We start from the raw sequence: 19,075 nt of genomic DNA, 5'->3' as shown, positions 1-19,075 counted from the left end.
AGCTATCCCGTTTGCGGATGGTTAAATCCTGCCTGCGCCTGCCGTAATTTCTTTTTCAAAAAATAATAAAAAATTTTTCCTTTCGATTGTCCCTTTTGAAAACTGATACGACCTTGCACATGAAAGCTGAATAACAACAGCCTACGGCTTTTTAAACGCCCGGCGTATGCCATACACCGGGCAGCCAATGACAGCAATGATGCGGTCGTCATCATGAAGGGTAGTTAGCCCCTATCATGGTTGGTGCCGATTCAGGAGGGCAGTTTACAGACTGCGAGCTATGCGTAAAAACACACACAACACTTTTAAGAAACACGCGTTAACACTATTGATTCCATTGCTGGCCGGTACGGCAGGCATGACGGTTGCCGCATCTTCGGTTTATGCCCAGGCAGCTGCTGCCAGCGAAGCCCAGGCGGTAAAGCAATACCAGATTCCCGGCGGTGAACTGGGTGTAGTACTGAGCCGGTTTGCTGGTGCTGCCGGCGTTGCCTTGTCTTTTGACACCGCCATTACCAGCGGCAAACAAAGCCAGGGTTTACGCGGCGCTTATACGGTTGATCAGGCATTTTTGCAGCTGTTAAAAGGCCATTCGCTCGAGTTGATCAGAAGCAACAACGGCGTTTACGCCCTGCGTCACGTGGGTGATGACCAGGTTATGTTGCCCTCGGTAAAAGTGAATGCCGAAGGTCTGGGTATGCGCAGCGAAGGTAATGGTTCTTATACCGTTGGTGGTGTAAGTCTGATGAAAAGTGATCAGAGATTGCGTGAAGTGCCACACTCCTTAACAGTATTCAGCCGTGAACGCCTCAATGATCAGCGAATCACAAATCTTGAATCATTGGTAGAAACCACTCCTGGTCTTTCTATCAATTATACCGACAGTGAGCGGATTTCATTTTTCTCCCGTGGCCATCAAATTGATGCAATTCAATACGATGGTTCTACCGTTGTGTCAGGTGCCGGTGGTGGTACTTACGTGCAGCCGGATATGGCACTTTTTGACCGTGTTGAAGTGATCCGTGGTGCTACCGGCCTGATGCGTGGTGAAGGTAATCCGTCCGGTACCATCAATCTGGTTCGCAAAAGACCTACCGAAAACTTCCAGGCTAGTGCTAGTGGTGCGATGGGTACCTGGAACGATTACCGCATGGAAGGAGACGTATCCGGCTCGTTGATCGACTCGGGTAGTGTACGCGGTCGTCTGGTAGTTGCGTGGCAGGATCGTGATTTGTTTCAGACCGGCCGCGAAGACGCCAAGGATACTATTTACGGTATCCTGGAGGGGCACCTGACTGAAAAAACAATATTGACAGGTTCGTTGCAATATACGCATTTGGATACATCCGGCTCCTGGGGTGGATTACCGGCGCTGGCTAATGGCAAACCGATTGATTTACCGCGTGAAACTTATCTCGGTGCAGCAGATAACCGCTGGGATCGTTCCAATACACAAGGCTTTGTTGAGTTAGTGCATACCTTTGAAAACGATTGGAAAGTCGAAGCAACTGCGACCAGAACCCGTTTTGAAATTGATGAAAATGGTTTTGAACAAACTTACTTTGTGAAAACAGCTTCGAACCCGAGCCCCTATGCTTACGATGTCCAGAAAAGTGTTTGTGAAGGTTCCGGTTCTGATCAGACGCACATTGACGTGAAAGCGGAAGGATCATTTGCATTGTTTGGTAGACAACATGATTTGAATGTGGGTGCTGAGTGGTCGAAGAGCGTCAATATTAACTCCTACTGTGACTTCGCTGTTTTTGTATGGGATACAGACATTCGACACTGGAATCCTTACACCAGTATGCCGGAATGGAGCCTGAATCCTCAGGGAGTTAATACGCGTTCAACTACTGAGCAGGACGGTGCATGGGCATCCACGAGATTGTATTTGGCTGATCCGCTGAGCGTCATTCTTGGTGCGCGGGTCAGCAACTGGAAGACATCTTCCGGTACGCAAAAGGTAGAGGATGAAGTAACACCTTATGCTGGCATTATTTATGATTTCCACAGAAATTTTGGTGCTTATTTCAGTTACACAGAAATTTTCAAAAGCCAGACCGGTTTGGATATCAATGGCAAGCAGGTAGATCCTATTCGTGGCGAAAGCTATGAAGTCGGTGTTAAGGGTGAGTTTTACGATGGGAGTTTAACTTCAAACTTTGCTCTTTTCCGCATCGACAATGTGGGCAAGGCAATGAATGATCTCAATAGCCCCAATCCCTGTACACCCTGGTACACCAATGGTTACTGTCGGGTTGCTGATGGAGAAACCCGTAGCGAAGGTGTTGATACTGACATCTCCGGTGAAGTTCTCCCGGGAGTTCAGTTGACTGCCGGTTATACCTACAATAGAACTGAATACCTCAAAGATACCAGCGCGGGTAATGTTGGACAGCCTTTGAGAACTCGTGACCCGAAACATACAGTGAAAGTGTTCGCCAGTTGGAATCTGCCAGGTAATTTATCGGCATGGACTATCGGTGGTGGGTTGAATGGCCAGAGTGATATCTATGTACTTAGTGGCAACAATCGTGCTGAGCAAGCTGGATACACTACATTTAGTGCGTTGGTGAAATATAATGCCAACGAAAATTTCACCATTCAGCTGAATGCCAATAATCTGTTTGATAAGGTTTATTATAAAAATATTGGTGCCAGTGGTCTTGCTTATTATTACGGTGACCCACGCAACGTATCTCTAACCTTGCGCGCCACTTACTAAGTCATCGGCTAAAAGCCATCGCGTAGGGGGAACCTGCCGGTGGCTTTTTTTCTGCAATAATAGACTGCCTATAGACGGCAGTTTTATGCCGCCTTTCATTCGCGTTTTCTCACTTGCCACCTTCCGTTATTTGCAATGATTGAATTTATCATTCAGGCGAGCAGCCATTTTCAATGATTGAATTTATCATTTACGCGGCGGCTATTTTCAATGATTAAATTTATCATTTTATCGATGCCGCTATTTCTTATGATGGAAACTATCATCCGGCGGGCTTCTTCGCTGGCAACACATCTTGCTCATTTCTCTGGCCGCACCCGCTGTTAAAGGTGTTACCTCGTAGCGCTATTTGAGTAACAGTGTATCGATGGTTTCTACAGCACTTGCAAAACTTGCAAACTTCCATGATTATTCTGCGATGGTGATGGAAACACGGTTTCAGTCAACCATCATGGATTCGCATCAGCAGGTGGAGAGACGCCTCGGTTGATGTGACATTCAGGAGTCATCACAGGAACGTGGTGCTGCAGTCATCTCCTGTTTTAATGCATTAAACAGGGATGAGGACCACTAATAATAATGAAGTAGAGGATTACCAGTGAAACAATCAACCCGTAAAACCCCTTTGGCTATTGCTGTAGCAGCCGCCAGTCTGACCATGGCTGTAACACTGCCTTCAACGGCTTTTGCACAAGCCTCTGATGAATCAACCATTGAAGAACTTGTGGTAACAGGTAGTTACCGTGCGAGTTTGGCCAATGCGCTGGATCAGAAACGTGATTCTGCCAACGTGAAAGAAAGTATCGTTGCGGAAGACATCGGTAAAATGCCTGACCTCAACCTCAGCGAATCTTTACAGCGTGTTCCGGGTGTGGCTATTACCCGTGAAGGCGGCGAAGGTCGTCAGGTCAGTGTGCGCGGTCTTGGTGCAGATTTCAGCCGCACCACATTAAATGGTATGGAAGTTCCCGCCAGTGGTGGTGGTATTGACTCGTCCGGCGGTATTAACCGTGGTCGTGCAGTAGACTTCAATATTTTTGCGTCAGAACTGTTCAGCCGTATTGATATTCATAAAACGCCGGTGGCTGCGGTAGAAGAGGGTGGTCTGGCGAGTACCATTGAGTTGCACACCGCCAAACCTCTGGACAACCCTGGCTTCAAAGCTGTGGTTGGCGCTCAGGGTACCATTGACAGCACCGCCGACGAATTTGACCCGCGCTTCACCGCGTTAATCAGCAACACCTTTCTCGACGATCGTTTGGGCGTGATTTTCTCAGTCGCCAAATCCGAACGTACCGTGAAGCAGGAAGGTTATGGCTCGGTGCGTTACGCCTCGGCCGCGACGGAAAACCGTTCATGGAAAAGCGTTGCCAACACTGTTGTGAATGGTACGCCTAATGCGGCGGCTACACTTTCTGACGCGAGCCTGCCTGATCCGACCGATCCGAACTCCAGCAACTACAATGCTGCTGATCCGGATGGTCTGCGTTACATGTGGATGCCACGCTTGCCGCGTATGGACCACTTCAGCAACACCGTAGACCGCACCGGTATTACCGGTGGTATTCAGTTCCGCCCCAATGACAAGCTGGAACTGGGCGTGGACGTGGTGACTTCAACGCTGGAAAATGACCGTATTTCCTACAACTATGCGGCGCAATTCCGTAATGAGTGGCAAAATGTTACGCCGACCGAAATCACCCTTGACCCCACCGGTCGTTACATTGTCAAAGGCACCTTTGAAGGCGTAAGACCACGTTCAGAAAGTCGCGCGCAATATTCTGAAACCGATTTCCTGCAAACGGTTTTTAACGGTACTTACAACTTTACCGACAACGTTCGTTTGAAAGGCTTGCTCGGTCGCGCCACTTCCGAGCACAAGGAAGAGCAATACCGTTTCAATATTGACGGCCCTGTAGGCGGTAGCACTTTCAACTTTGATGCAACCAACCCCAATATCGCCGCCATGTCTTATGGTTTCGATATGCTGAACCCGGATAACTACACCGTTGGTGGTGGTTTGACGATTCGTAAGGACGTGATTGATCGTACCAACGATACCGCGCGTCTGGATCTGGAAATAGACGGTGATCGCTTCAACACCAAGCTGGGTATTATTTCCAATACCCGTGAAGTGGATTCGCTGTCCTTCAACCCGGTAGGTCTCACCACGCCGGCCGCCAATACACCGGTTGGCAATTTCCCCGGTATGGCAACTACGTTCAAATCGCAAGTGGGTGGCAGTTTTGCCAGCGCGCTGAATCCGCCAGCCGGCTTCCCGCGTGACTGGATGGTGCAGGACTTTAACGTTGCTATTAAAGCGCACAACGCCGGCAACTTTGAACCCAGCCCGACCAACACCCTCACCTGGAACGTAGAAGAAGCTACCGTTGGTATTTACGGACAAGTGGATACCGAATTTGATCTGGCGGGCAAACCGCTGTATGTCAATGCCGGTGTGCGTGTTGTAGAAACTGACACCACGGCAACTGCCAACACCCTGGTGAACGGCGTTGTTGCTCCAATTGAAGCTGAAGGTAATTACCGCGATACCTTGCCATCGCTCAATTTGACCTGGGCTTTGCGTGATGATTTATTGCTGCGTCTTGGCGTAGCTAAAAACATTACCCGTCCAAGTCTGGGCAGCCTGGTACCGGCAATTACGGCGGTTACGCCGGTTAACGGCAACATCTCCGGTGGTAACCCGGATTTGAAAGCGGTGTCGGCCAACTCTGCTGACGTAAGTCTGGAATGGTATTTCAACGATGAGTCTCTGTTGGCGTTAACGGTTTTCCGCAAAGAGATCAAAGGTTTTATTGCACAACAAACGGTGAGCGGTACGCTTAACCCGGCGATTGCTGCAGTTGTTGCCTTGCGTCCCGAGTACGATCCAAGCAGCCCGCTGTATGACCCCAACGTAACCCAGCCTAACGGTACCTGGAGCGTGAGCCGTCCGGAAAATTCCCAGGATGCTGACCTCACCGGTTATGAAATTACTTATCAGCAACCTTTCTCCTTCCTGCCAGGTTTCTGGAGCAACTTCGGTGTGACTGCCAACTTCACGCATGTGGAATCTGAAGCGACCTTTGGCCGCACCGTGAGCAGTCTGCCGGGCTTGTCTGAAGACAGTTACAACTTCACCGCCTATTACGAAACCGACAAGTGGGGTACCCGTTTGTCCTGGAATAACCGCGATGATTATGTAACTGCGACTTCCGGCTCGAATGGTAACGCGCGAGAGTTTAATACCGGCCCAACCCGTCTGGATCTGTCAGCGTTTTACAACCTGACGGATAACGTGACGATTCGTCTGGAAGCGGTCAACCTGATGGAAGAAGAAGAGCGTAGCTACACCACAGGCCCGACTGGCGATTTGGATTTCGTACGTGAATTCAACTCTACCGGACGTGAAGTCTACCTGGGCATCAGAGCAACTTTCTAAACCCTTTTGGTTGTTCTTTCCCAATAAAAAACCCGGCAATGCAAATTGCCGGGTTTTTTATTGGCCTCACTAAAGTTGGCGTTTTACCGCTTTATTGCGGCGGCTGAATATTCAGCTTTCCTGCCCCGGCATTTTCCAGCACATAATGTTTCACTGCCTCGGCAGAAGCACCGGTGGTGTACTCATAAGGCGGTGTCCAGCCAAGGTTGGTGGTGAAATCGCCGATGATAAAGCGATCGGTTTCTTTCAGTTTATTGTTGGCATTTTCGGCGGCGGTGCGTTTGGCTTCGGTTTTGGTTTTGGCAGAAGCTTCCAGTTCAGTGGATATGGCAGTGCCGTTTAACCAGGAGCCGTTGTCCTTGAATTGGTAACCGTAATAGTTATCCAGAATCAAATCGACATTGGCTTTGCTGCCGGTGTATTCGAATACATTACTTTCAGAAAGAATGCTGGACTCCACGCCCATACCGATGGCGTAAGAGGTTTTATATTCTTCCTGATCGGTATCGCCCACATAATAGTTGTTGAATAAATGCACTTTGCCAAAGCGCACCCGCGGTGAGCGCTGGGTGGAGTTTTCCCAGAGGTTGCCATAAAAGGTGATGCGATTGCGGTCGCGGTCGCTGCCTTCTTCCAGATTGCCATCGCGGTCATAACGTGCGCCGCGGCTGTCACCGGAACCAATCATCAGGGTTTTATCGTGGTCTTTGAAAATGCTGTAGGAAATGGTGATGAAGTCTGAACCATCCTCAATATCCAGTAAGCCATCATGACGCTGAATCAGTTTGCGCTGCTCTTCCGGCAAGTATACCGGCAGCGGACGCGGTTCCAGGTAATCCGGGTGTTCACCATCAGAGAAGGTGCAATGGTCAATCCAGATATTGCGACCGGTAATGACCGTGATGGCTTTATAGCGGGCATTCCAATTGCCGTGTTCACCGTCTGACGGTGACCATGCCGGAGCCAGATCCAGCGGTGCCTGGAATTCCATATTGCGAATAATAATGTTGCTGTTGGTGGGGTCTACCGCGTCTTTCAGGGTATTTAAAGTATTGATGGACAGGTAGCCATCCACCAGTTTTGCATCATCGCCTACACCGAGAATACTGGTATTGGCCGGTACGGTAAATTCAATCACAGCCTTTTGCTGATTGGCAAATTGCGAACGGCGACCACCTTCGGAACGGCTGATTAAATCCAGTTCATCTTTGGCAGCCTGATCGCCCGTCTCGTCAATTTTTTTCTGCAAGGCATCGCGATATTCCTGATCGTAATGTTTTACGTAAAGATCAAAAAAGAAACGGGAGTTGTTCGGTGTTACCCGGTAATAGTTTTCATCAGCAAAACTGCCATCATCCAGCTGGTTGCCGTAAATAGTGCCTTTTACATAAATAATTTTTGGCTCAAGCCGCGCCGCTGCGGGGTCGGTTGCATAGGTAGGGCTGTTGACGTTAGCCAGAGCATCGCGAAATTCCTTGCGGTTGGTGACCACATAAGTGCTTTCTGCGGTTGCACCTTCACCACCGCTGATGGGATGCTGATTGCCGGTTTTATCATTGATGTAATGGTTAACCCAACCTAGTGGCGCGTCCTGAACGACCAGGGCTGGGGTGGAGGATGATGATGAGCTGGAAGAGTTGCTGCTGGATGATGCTGATGAATTGGCTCCAACATCGCGGGGTAACTGTGGATTACTGCCACCACCGCAAGCCGCTAACATCATGGTGGATAACAAACCGACTGCGAGCGAACGCCCACGCGTAAACGCGTGATCACGAGGGATCAACATAGAAAACTCCTGGTTTTTAAATTTATTAAAACGGTGCTCTCACTACCGCTGCGATCAGAGTAATCGCATACTCGCCAGCGTTGAAATCGGTTGCAGAAAAATACAGTGTTTTTATGCTGTTAGAGAAATTTCTGCGGGCAAGTTAATTCGTTTTACCACCCGGCTTATCAACGGTCAAACCTTGCGTGGTTGTAAAATGTGCCAGCATAAAGCTGAAGCCGCAGTGCATCGGTGTTTGGCGATGAATTATTTTTTGTAAAGATAAACGAAATGATTACCTGGATATTATTTCGGTGAAAAAATATCCAGGTTTTTGTGCATTTTATTTTTGCGGAAGTAAATCAAGGCCTTCAAAAAAATCGACCACACCGGTATCCAGATCGTACTCGGCACCTACGATTGCCAGCCCCTGATGCTCAATAAGATCTTCAAGAATATCGGAACCATATCGCAACTGATTAACCGATGCTTGCACGTTACTGCGCACCGCTTGTTGAATCAGGGCATCGTGGTTGTGGCGCAAATCGGTTTTTAATAAACCTTGCACCGATGGCCGAACGCGATTGACGATGGAGCGCAGGTTCAGTGAACCGGTTTTTCCCGGTTCCAGTAATTCATCCAGTGTTGCTTTGACTGCACCACACCGTGAGTGGCCAAGCACCACCACCAGGCGAGTGCCAAACTGGCTTGCTGCGAATTCCACACTGCCAATCAATGACGGCGCAACAATATTGCCAGCCACGCGGATGACGAATAAATCACCAATGCCCTGATCAAACACCAGCTCGGCGGGTACGCGGGCATCCGAGCAACCGAGAATAATGGCAAAAGGCGATTGGCCGAGGGTGGCTTCTGCCCGTCGGGCATGACTGATGGCTGCGTCGCCAAGGCATTCGTTGGCAACAAAACGCTGGTTGCCGGTCTGTAGACGTTCGAGAGCTTCTAATGCTGCAATCACGGATAGTTCCCCTGTATTGAAAACGGCGCCAAATTATATCGGTAAAAACCGCACCGGGTTATATCTTTTAAGCATGATGGTGAATAGCCGCTGTGGGTTTTGTGGCCAGCTGCGGATGGGGAATGTAGCCGTTACGCCTATAAAGAGAAAAATAATTGCGGTGGCAGCGTCAAAAGCCTCAATAAAGTTGACGTGATCATGGTTTTCCAAAAGCAATCTGCTTCTGTTATGGCGGCAACGTTTTTATGGACTAATCTTGGGATCTCAGTAAGGTATTTATTACTGAAATTAAAGTGCGTTAAAAATGGTAGAAAAATATGCCAGTCGCAGTTGGCTGTTTTGATATCCGTGTTATCGGTTTTTAAAAATAACTATCTTAAAGAAACAGGACAGGGAAATGTTTTTTGAAGGCAGTGGTTTTTAAAAGTCTGGCAACTTTAACGATAAACAAAAACTCCCTTAATTATTTCATTCTGATTTGTACCAATGAATGGAGGTCATGATGCATTCATACAGTGAAAATACGCCACCCGTAACCGCACCTGTTGCGCTGGAGGCGTCTGCTGTTTCCTGGGGGGCAATTATTGCCGGTGCTATCGCTGCTGCAATATTGTCGTTAATTCTTCTGCTACTGGGAACCGGTTTTGGTTTCTCTGCCATTTCTCCCTGGTCCGGTGAAGGGATCAGTGCCACAACGTTCGGTGTTACTACCGTTCTTTGGGTGACTTTTGTTTCGCTCGCTGCTTCTGCTTTGGGTGGTTATCTCGCCGGTCGTTTGCGTTCGCGCTGGACAACAACCCATGTTGACGAGATTTACTTTCGCGATACCGCGCACGGGTTTTTGGCTTGGGCAGTATCTACCCTGATTACCGTTACTTTGTTAACGTCTGCCGTTACCGGTGTCATTAGTGGTGGTGTTAAAGCGGGCGCAGCGATTGCCGGTGGCGCTGTTGCCACAGCTGCTACTGCAGGTGCTGCAGCTGTAGCCAGCGATGAGGAAGTTGCCGGCGGTAGCGGGTATTTGTGGGACTCGCTGTTCCGTAGCGAACCAGGCAATGATCTTTCTGCTGATGATCGTGCGGCACTGGCTGATGCACGTACCCAGGTAGCACGCATCTTTGTTAATGCTATTCGCAATGACAGTCTGCCAGAAAATGATGCGCGTTATATTGCCGGTGTTATTGCCGAATATACCGATGTTAATCAACAGGAAGCCGAGCGCCGTGTGCGTGATGCCTACGCCAGCCTGCAAGAAGCCGAAGTAGCGGCTAAAGAAGCGGCTGACACAGCTGCAAAAGCGACTGCTTATGCATCTTTGTGGTTGTTTATTTCCTTGTTGATCGGTGCCTTTATCGCCAGCTTCGCCGCTACCTTTGGTGGCCGTCAGCGTGATCGTGCGGTAATTCGGTAATATATTTCGTTTGCACTAAGTGGAGAAAGACTATGCGATCTATTTTGTTGTTTTTCCTGGGCGTGCCCATTCCAATCATTATTTTAATTGCTCTTTTGTTTTAATGGTTGAGTCATAATTTCCAAAACAGCAACGCAAAAAAAAGCCCGGAATCATCCGGGCTTTTTGATTTCATTTTTATTTCGGGCCAAATAGCAGCCAGAGAATAAAACCGAGAAAGGGTAATAGTAGCAGTACCAAAATCCAGATAACTTTGGCTCCTGTGCCGGCTCCACTTTGAATGGTTTTAACAACCGCATATATCACACAGATCAATAAGATCAGACCAAAAAATCCGCTTACCTCAATACCCATTATGATCTCCTGTTCACTGGTTAGGTGATTTGAGTATAGCAGCTGCTTTTACGTCGGCTTCTGGTGATCCGGTGTTGTTAAACCAGCAAACAATTGAGGGGGAAGCAGTCGTCATATTCTGTGAGCAGGCAGGTGAGCCGATTGTAATCTGCTGTTATGTATAATCATTGTTTTTAGTTGAGTGATAAACATACAATAGCAGCTTTGTTTCAGTTATAAGCGCCATCAGCTGATCGTTTACTATGCAATTACAGGGGAGTGTTATGAACCATACTTTTAGCCTGATCCGGAATGCGTTAACGCGCTCCAGTCAGCCGGTTTCCGGACATGCAAAACGCAGCCGTAAAGGCCCACATGGCAAGTTGTTACTGGCTGCGGTTATTGCGTCGGTAACCCATGGCGCCATGGCCGCTCCGCAAGGTGGTGTTGTCGTTGATGGCAATGCCCATATCAATTATCAGGACGCGCTCACTCTCATTAATCAGCATACCGATGCGATTACCATCAACTGGCAAAATTTTGATATTTCCGCCGGGGAGACAGTTACCTTTCTGCAGCCCGACGCTAACTCCTATGCGCTCAACCGTGTACTGACCGGTGATGGAACGCAAATTAATGGCCAGCTCAATGCCAATGGCCGAGTGTTTGTGCTGGATGCCAACGGCGTGCTGTTCGGCCAATCGGCTCAGGTGAATGTCGGCTCGCTGGTCGCTTCTTCGCTGGATATCAGCGATGCCGATTTTGCCAATGGCCATTTCACCTTTGCCGGGCAGGGCAATGCCGGCAAGGTTACCAACCTCGGTAGCATCACCGTGGCAGATACCGGTGCAGTCGCGCTGTTGGGTGGGCAGGTCAGCAACCAGGGCGTTATTCGCGCGCGCCTCGGTAATGTTGCTATGGCAGCCGGTAATAAGGTGACTTTGGATTTCGCCGGTGACGGTTTACTGAATGTTCAAATTGATGAAAGCACCGCGCAAGCGCTGGTTAATAATGGCGGGCTGATTCAGGCAGACGGCGGCAGCGTATGGATGACCGCACACGCCAGCGATGCGTTGTTGCAAACGGTAGTGAATAACACCGGTGTGATTGAAGCACGCACCCTGCAGGAACGCGACGGCAAGATTATGCTGTTGGGCAGCTTTGATGGCGGTACCGTGCAAGTAGCGGGCAAGCTGGATGCCAGCGCAACGAATGGTGGTGATGGCGGTTTTATTGAAACCTCCGGTGCTATTGTCAAAATCAGCGGACACGCAGAAATTACTGCAGCGGCACCGCAAGGCAAAGCCGGTACCTGGTTGCTCGACCCGACCGATTTGGAAATCAGTTATCGCGCCGATGGCGCGGATGACAATGTCAGCCATGCGCACAGCCAGACACTGCAAAACAGTTTGAATGGTGGTACCAACGTAACCCTGGAAACTGCGGCATCAGGAAATCAGGCCGGTAATATTACGCTGGTCGATCCGCTGGTTTGGAGTGGCGGCGCCACACTGCAACTGACGGCGCACAACAACATCCGCTTTAACGATTACCTGCATGCGCCCACCGGCGGCCTGATCTTATCGGCTGGCAATAACATCACTACCGGTGCCGAAGGTCATATCAACGTTGGCAGCTTCACCTTGCTGGATGGCAGCTGGAGCCAGGTCGCTACCAATCTTCCTACCTTTACGGCCCGTGACTTCCGCCTCGAAGGCGGCAGTTTTGTGCGTGCACTCGGCGGTAGTGGCAGCAATGCTTCGCCCTGGCGGTTGACGGATATTTACGGCTTGCAAGGCCTGGCCACGCAGCTGAGTGGCCACGCGGTGCTGGCTAATAACATTGATGCATCCGGTACAGCGCAGTGGAATGGTGGCGAAGGGTTTAATCCCATTGGTACCTTCGATACCATGTTTACAGGCAGCTTGAACGGCGCGGGTTTCGGTATTGATGGCCTGACTATTAATCGTAGCGGCCTGGATGATGTGGGTTTATTTGGCGTCACCCTGGGAGCTACGCTGTCCAATATTGGTCTGGACCGGGTGAATATTAGCGGGGGGCGTCAAACAGGTGGGTTGGTAGGAGAAAACCGTACCAGTGTTATTAGTGGAAGTTATGTCACCGGTGTCGTACAGGGTACGGATACGGCGGGTGGCCTGGTGGGACGGAATAATGGTGATATCAGCCATAGTTATTCCACCAGCGCTGTGAGCGGAGGGCAGACAGTTGGTGGCCTGACGGGCATGAATGATGTCAATGGCAATGTCAGCCACAGTTATGCCACCGGTGCGGTTAGTGGCGCAGCCACGGTGGGCGGTTTGACCGGCTGGAATTATGGCTCTATCAACCAAAGCTATGCCACCGGACTGGTCAACGGTTCCGGTGTAAACCAGGCTGGTTTGGTCGGGGTGAACTTTGGTGCTATCACCGAAAGCTTCTGGGATAGCTTTACCACCGGGCGGGCAACCGCTATCGGTACGGATACCACTGGTACCCAGGTGGTTGGTGAGGTGAATGGTGATTGGAATTCGTCCGGGGTTAGCGCCTACCAATCTGCCAATTACGCCGGTTTTGATTTCACTGCCGGCGGTGACTGGTTTATCGCCGAAGGTTCTTCCCGTCCGATGTTGCGCGCATCGCTGAATTTTACTCAGGACGGTTCCGGTCGCAACCAAATCACCAACGTTTACCAATTACAAGGTATGGCCGCTGACCTGGCGGGTACTTATGTATTGGCGAATGACATTGATGCTTCGTTAATTTCCGCTAACGGAAATACTTCCAACGTTTGGGGCGGTCGTGGTTTTGCGCCTGTTGGTAATAATTCCGGTGGGCATTTTACCGGTAGCCTGGATGGTCAAGGTTTTGTGATTGATGGTTTGACTATTAATCGTGCTGATCAGGATTTTGTTGGTTTATTTGGCGCCCTGGGTAACGCTTCTCAGGTCACCAATCTGGGGCTTGAGCGGGTCTCTGTGTCGGGGGCGGACCAAATCGGCGCATTGGCCGGGGTGGCCTTTGGCAATATAGATAAAGTTTATTCATCAGGGACTGTGACCGGTGGTGATTATACCGGTGGCTTGATAGGTATTCAGGCCAGTGGTAACACCACAGCCAGCTACTCATCGGCGACGGTACAAGGTGATGAATTTGTTGGTGGTCTGGCTGGACGCTTTCAAGGAACATTACTTTCGAATAGCTACGCGACCGGTGCCGTTACAGGAAATACCAGTGTCGGTGGTCTGGTTGGCAACATTTACCTGGGGCGGGTTGAAAATACCTTCGCTACCGGTAGCGTAGCGGGAGCGCAAAATACCGGTGGTTTGGTCGGTCTCAATTCTTCGCCTTCCACTATTGCCTACAGTTATGCCTCAGGCAACGTAACATCAACTGACGCAGCAACCCGTGGCGGTCTGGTTGGTAATAATGCCGGTACCATCGCCAACAGTTTCTGGGACGTGTTTACTTCCGGGCAGGCCGTTGCAACGGGTACGGGTTCAAATGCAGGTGCAACGGCTCTTATCGGTGATTGGGCTAACCTGGGTATTAATGATTCGGCATACAACTCTGACAGCTACACAGGCTTTGATTTTACCAACACCTGGTTTATCGCCGAAGATGCCTCCCGCCCGATGTTGCGCGCTTTACTCTCCGGTAACGGTGAAATTAATAATCTTTATGACTTGCAGGGTATGGCAGCAGACCTGGCTGGCAACTACACCCTGATGACCAACCTTGATGCCTCTGCTACCGCTGCCAGTATTGCGGCGGGTAATAGTGGTAACTATTCCGATGTGTGGGGCGGCCGTGGTTTTGCGCCGGTGGGCGGAGGCTCCACAGTGTTCAGCGGAAATCTGGATGGACAAGGTTTTGTGATAAACGATCTTGCCATCAACCGCGATTCTTTAGGTCTTGGGCTCTTCGGCGTATTGAATGGCCGGGTTTCCAATCTCGGGCTGGTTGACGTTGATATAACCGTTGCATCCACTGCGCTTACTCCGGTGGGCGCAATCGCAGGACTTGCATTATCTGATGCGGAAATTTCGCAAAGTTTTGCGTCCGGGCAAATCAATGATGCATTTATTGCCGGCGGTTTGGTCGGGGTGAACCTGGAGGGTACTGTTGAGCAAAGCTACTCCAGTGTTGATATTAACAATGCTGTGATTGGCGGCGGCCTGGTGGGTGCCAATGAAGGCTTGATCCAGCAAAGCTACGCTACCGGAAATGTCATTGCTTCTGCTTCCAATCCGGAACAGACCGGTAGCGGGGGACTTGTTGGTTCAAACAGCGGCATTATTCGCCAGAGCTACGCGACGGGTGATGTTTGGGGTGGAGACGTCGCCGGCGGATTGGTGGCAGGTAACAGCGGTGTTATTGAGCAGAGTTATGCCACTGGTGCGGTAGGAGGCAACGGGTTGCTCGGCGGCCTGGTGGGAGATAACGCGCCGGATGGCAGTATCGTTTCCAGCTTCTGGAACATCGAAACCTCCGGTTTAACCGATGGAGTTGGTGCTAATAATGGTTCCGGAACCGGCACCGGTTTAACCTCTGCCCAATTTACCAACCTTGCCAGCTTTGCCGGTTGGGATATCAACGCAGACGGTTCCGGTAATGCGGTATGGCGTATTTACGAAGGCCAGACTGCACCTTTGTTGCGTGCATTCCTCAGCGATATTGAAGTTACTGCCTACGATGATGTTGTTACTTACAATGGTGGTGCTTACAGCGGTCGCCATCAAATTAACGGCACCAGCGGTAACGGTGTTCGTTACGGCAACAGCTATGCAGAATTTGTTGCCGCCTTTGGTGAAGACGGTACGCCTTACGGTTCGTCGGATGCCCTGGGCACCAGCGATCTGGAATACACAGGCACTTCACAGGGCGCTACCAATGCCGGTACTTACGGGCTGAAAGCCGACAAGCTCTGGTCTACCCAGCAAGGCTTTAATATTGTCACCCCGGAAAGTGCACTGGAAGTTGGTGCGCAAAATATTACCATCACCCTCAGCATCAATGACGCCAGCAAAATTTACGGCGATCTTGATCCGGCCTTTACCTGGCGGGTTACTAACGGTGCCATTGGCAGCGGCGATACGCTCACCGGTGTGCTCAGCCGTCAGGCGGGTGAGAATGTTGGTAATTACGCCATTACCGGTCAGGTAACGGGCGATCTGGCGTCTTCCAACTACAACGTCACTATCAATAACGGTGTGTTCACCATTACACCGCGTCCGATCAGTATCTCTATTGCTGATCTGGAAAAGGTCTATGGCAACCTTGATCCTGAACTCGCCTGGCGCATCACTTCCGGCAGTATTGCCCCGCGCGATGCCGGTGAAATTGCCAACCTGATTTCCCTGTCCCGCGAAGCCGGTGAAAATGCCGGTACCTATGCGATTAACGGTATTGTTGGTGGTGTTCTGGCCAGCGGTAACTACCGTGTCAGCCTTGATAACGGCCAACTGGTAATCACCCCGCGTGCGATTGAAATTTCTGCCGATGTACTGTCAAAAATCTACGGCCAGGCTGACCCTGCACTGGGTTGGGAAATTACCGGCGGCAGCATTGTTGATGGCGATACGCTGGTGGTGGCATTAAGCCGCGATGAAGGTCGTGATGTGGGCACCTACGCAATCCGCGTAAACGTAGAAGGCGATGTTGTCAGCTCCGGCAACTACCAGGTCACCACAGTCGATGGCAGCCTGGAAATTAACCCGGCTGCGCTCACCGTGACCGCCAACGATATTCGCACTTACTGGAATCTGTTGCCGCCTTACACTGCTCGCGTTGATGGTCTGGTAGAAGGCGATACCATTGCCGACGTATTTGGCAACAGCCTTACCGTAACCTCTGATCTGGATTTGCCAATTCCGGGTGATTACCGTTTAACCCCCACTGCGCAACTGGCGAGCAACAACTACACCGTCAGCTTTAACGATGGAACCCTGAGCTTGCTCAGCTCCAACCCGGGCGATAACTACGGTTCTGCACTGACCGCCAGCCAATTGCCAGCGCGTGAAGCCCTGGGCCGTGAAAACCGCGCAAATATTTTTGAAGCGCGTCCGCTGTTGGATGGTAGTGAATCCGGTATCACCTTGCAGGTATTGGACGGCGGTGTGCGTATTGATCCGGATCGGCTCGCGGCACTGGGTCTGATCTTCCCGCAGCCGGTTCGTTTCCCGGTTAACAGCTCGGTGATTGCGGAAAGTTATCTGGCTGATTTGCGTCGCTTTGCCGCGCAGCTGCAACGCTACCCGGGCGTGCAAGTATTGGTAGAAGGTCATACCTCCAGCACCGGTTCTCTGGCGCTGAATGACCGTCTGTCACGCGCGCGTGCTGATGCGGTTGCTACCGCATTGCAAGGTATGGGCGTAGCGGAAGATCGCATCCGTCAGGAAGCCTTTAACTATCAGCATCCGGTTGCAACCAACGACACCCTTGAAGGTCGTCTGTTGAATCAGCGCACCGAGATTTCTGAAGACAAACAGTAATAGGCAGAAGGCAAACAATAACCGGCCAGCGGCCAGCGTAAGTGCTGGCCGCTACCGCAAGGAATCAGGATTATGTTGAACAACAAAAATGTTTTGTTTGGTTTGTTTTTGAATCGCTACACGCTCGTTTCTGCATTAGTGCTGCAAGGGGCTATGGCACACGCGCAAGTGGTAGTGCCGGATTCCGGCTCTATTCTGCGTGACATTCAATCCACCCCCGCTTTTGAAGCCGGTGCGGAAAACCAAAGTGAAGTGACCTTGCCCGCTGATAAAGCACCGGCAGTCAATGCCGATGATGGCGGGTTGGCGATTCTGGTAGAGCGCTTTGCCGTAACAGGCAACAGCGCTTTTTCTTCCGACGTATTGGTGGGGCTGGTGGCTGATTTGCAAGGCAAAACGCTGACGCTGGCACAATTGGAAGAAGCCGCCTCGCGTATCACCTTGCATTATCGCGAGCAGGGTTATTTCCTGTCCCGTGCCTACCTGCCACAACAGGATGTCAGCGGCGGTGTTATCACCATTGCGGTGTTGGAAGGTCGTTTGGGTGAAGTGCGCCTGGAAAACACCTCCCGCGTAAAAGACAGCGTTATTCAGCGGCCTTTCAAAAAAGTGGAAGCTGGCCAGCTGGTTACCGCTGAACCGCTGGAAACGCCATTGTTGCATTTATCTGACATCACCGGCGCACGTTCCAGTACTACCCTGGCGCCTGGTAGCCAGGCGGGTACCACTGATTTGATTATCAAATCCGAACCGGCTCCGCTGGTAAGCGGTACGGTTGAACTGGACAACTTTGGTAACCGTTACACTGGTGAATACCGACTGGGTGCCAGCGTTCGTGTTAACAACCCGACCGGTTACGGCGACCGTTTGGATTTGCGTGCGCTGGCCAGTGACGAAGAACAAATTTTCTTCCGCGCACAATATGCGATTCCGGTTGGCCCCTGGGCGACTGAAATTGGAGGTGCCTGGTCCGATATGGATTACGAACTGGGCGACCAGTTTGCCGATATCGGCGCGACCGGTAATGCGCAAATTGCCACTGCCTTTGTTCGGCAGAATTTCGTGCGCACCCGCGCCTTCAATCTTGAAGCGCAGCTGCAGTACGACCGCAAAGATCTCGAAGACAAAATCAAAACGTTCGGCAGCCTGAGTGATAAAGACTCCGAGCTGTACACCTTGACCGTTTCCGGTGATCTGCGTGATAACTTGTGGGGTGGCGGTATTACACGCGCAAGCCTGGCCTACACCCACGGTGAACTGCAAATCAACAGCTTCCTCGACAAGGTAATTGATAGCATTACTGCACGCACCGATGGCAGTTTCTATCGCTGGACACCATCGATCATGCGTTTGCAAAATCTGGGTGGCAAATGGAGTTTGCACGCACAAGTGCACGGCCAGTTCGCCAGCAAGAACCTGGATTCTTCCGAGAAATTAAGTTTGGGCGGCGCTTATGCGGTGCGTGGTTTCCCGCAAGGCGAGGCGAGTGGTGATCAGGGTTGGATTGCCAACCTGGAATTGCGTTACGACATCAACCGTGCCTGGCAAGTATTTGGTTTGCTCGACCACGGTGATTTGAAACGCAATAAAAATCGCTGGAGCAATGCGGAAAATACCATCGACCTGAGTGCTGCCGGTTTGGGAGCTCGCTGGCGTCATGACAGCTTCTACGTAAGCGGCACTATTGCCACACCGGTAGACAGCCGTGACTCTGCAATTGATAACCGCGATCCGCGTGCCTGGGTACAGGCTATCTGGCAATTCTGATGTAATTTTTTTGTCGCGCCCATAAAAAAAGCACTTGTCCTCACAGACAAGTGCTTTTTTTATGGGCGCGATTTTTTGTTAGTAAGGGTAAACCTTTGAACAGCTGGTATGGGATGAAACCTCCGCCTTGAATGGCGTATCAGGTGTTCGGTGTGT

Annotated in this window: 8 protein-coding genes; 5 read left to right on the top strand and 3 right to left on the bottom strand. The window is 50.7% G+C overall.

Annotated features, from left to right (window positions below; translation table 11 throughout):
• The first annotated feature begins 280 nt into the window (after window positions 1-280).
• Window positions 281-2,728, top strand: a complete 2,448-nt coding sequence (locus tag C4F51_RS13110) for a TonB-dependent siderophore receptor (RefSeq protein WP_193910490.1) — start codon at window positions 281-283, stop codon at window positions 2,726-2,728.
• 598 nt (window positions 2,729-3,326) lie between these two features.
• Entirely contained in the window at window positions 3,327-6,170 is a 2,844-nt protein-coding gene (locus C4F51_RS13105; RefSeq protein ID WP_193910488.1) for a TonB-dependent receptor, read from the top strand.
• Between the two features lie 91 nt (window positions 6,171-6,261).
• Here the strand turns inward: C4F51_RS13105 and C4F51_RS13100 are convergent, their stop codons facing one another.
• On the bottom strand, window positions 6,262-7,959 hold the full coding sequence (locus C4F51_RS13100) for a pectate lyase family protein (RefSeq protein WP_193910486.1): 1,698 nt from the start codon (window positions 7,957-7,959) through the stop codon (window positions 6,262-6,264).
• A 322-nt stretch (window positions 7,960-8,281) separates the two neighbouring features.
• Complete coding sequence (locus C4F51_RS13095; RefSeq protein ID WP_193910484.1) at window positions 8,282-8,917, bottom strand: carbonic anhydrase; 636 nt, start codon at window positions 8,915-8,917, stop codon at window positions 8,282-8,284.
• A gap of 499 nt (window positions 8,918-9,416) precedes the next feature.
• Between C4F51_RS13095 and C4F51_RS13090 the strand changes: the two genes are divergently transcribed.
• Window positions 9,417-10,328, top strand: coding sequence for a hypothetical protein (locus C4F51_RS13090; protein ID WP_202987684.1), 912 nt, complete (start codon window positions 9,417-9,419; stop codon window positions 10,326-10,328).
• 177 nt (window positions 10,329-10,505) lie between these two features.
• Here the strand turns inward: C4F51_RS13090 and C4F51_RS13085 are convergent, their stop codons facing one another.
• The gene (locus C4F51_RS13085) at window positions 10,506-10,682 is read right to left on the bottom strand and encodes a PLDc N-terminal domain-containing protein (protein WP_193910482.1); all 177 of its coding nucleotides are present in this window, start codon (window positions 10,680-10,682) and stop codon (window positions 10,506-10,508) included.
• Between the two features lie 263 nt (window positions 10,683-10,945).
• Between C4F51_RS13085 and C4F51_RS13080 the strand changes: the two genes are divergently transcribed.
• Both C4F51_RS13080 and C4F51_RS13075 read left to right on the top strand, forming a co-directional pair.
• Window positions 10,946-17,152, top strand: a complete 6,207-nt coding sequence (locus C4F51_RS13080; protein ID WP_193910480.1) for an MBG domain-containing protein — start codon at window positions 10,946-10,948, stop codon at window positions 17,150-17,152.
• A 72-nt stretch (window positions 17,153-17,224) separates the two neighbouring features.
• Window positions 17,225-18,919 carry a ShlB/FhaC/HecB family hemolysin secretion/activation protein gene (locus C4F51_RS13075; protein ID WP_193910478.1) on the top strand — a complete coding sequence of 565 codons (1,695 nt, stop codon included), beginning with the start codon at window positions 17,225-17,227 and terminating at the stop codon, window positions 18,917-18,919.
• Window positions 18,920-19,075 lie beyond the last annotated feature (156 nt).

It is taken from the genome of Cellvibrio polysaccharolyticus (genome assembly GCF_015182315.1).
In the GTDB taxonomy this organism is placed as follows: domain Bacteria; phylum Pseudomonadota; class Gammaproteobacteria; order Pseudomonadales; family Cellvibrionaceae; genus Cellvibrio; species Cellvibrio polysaccharolyticus.
The sequence above is the reverse complement of the archived record's forward strand: the minus strand, read 5'-3'. Positions and strand labels throughout refer to the sequence as shown.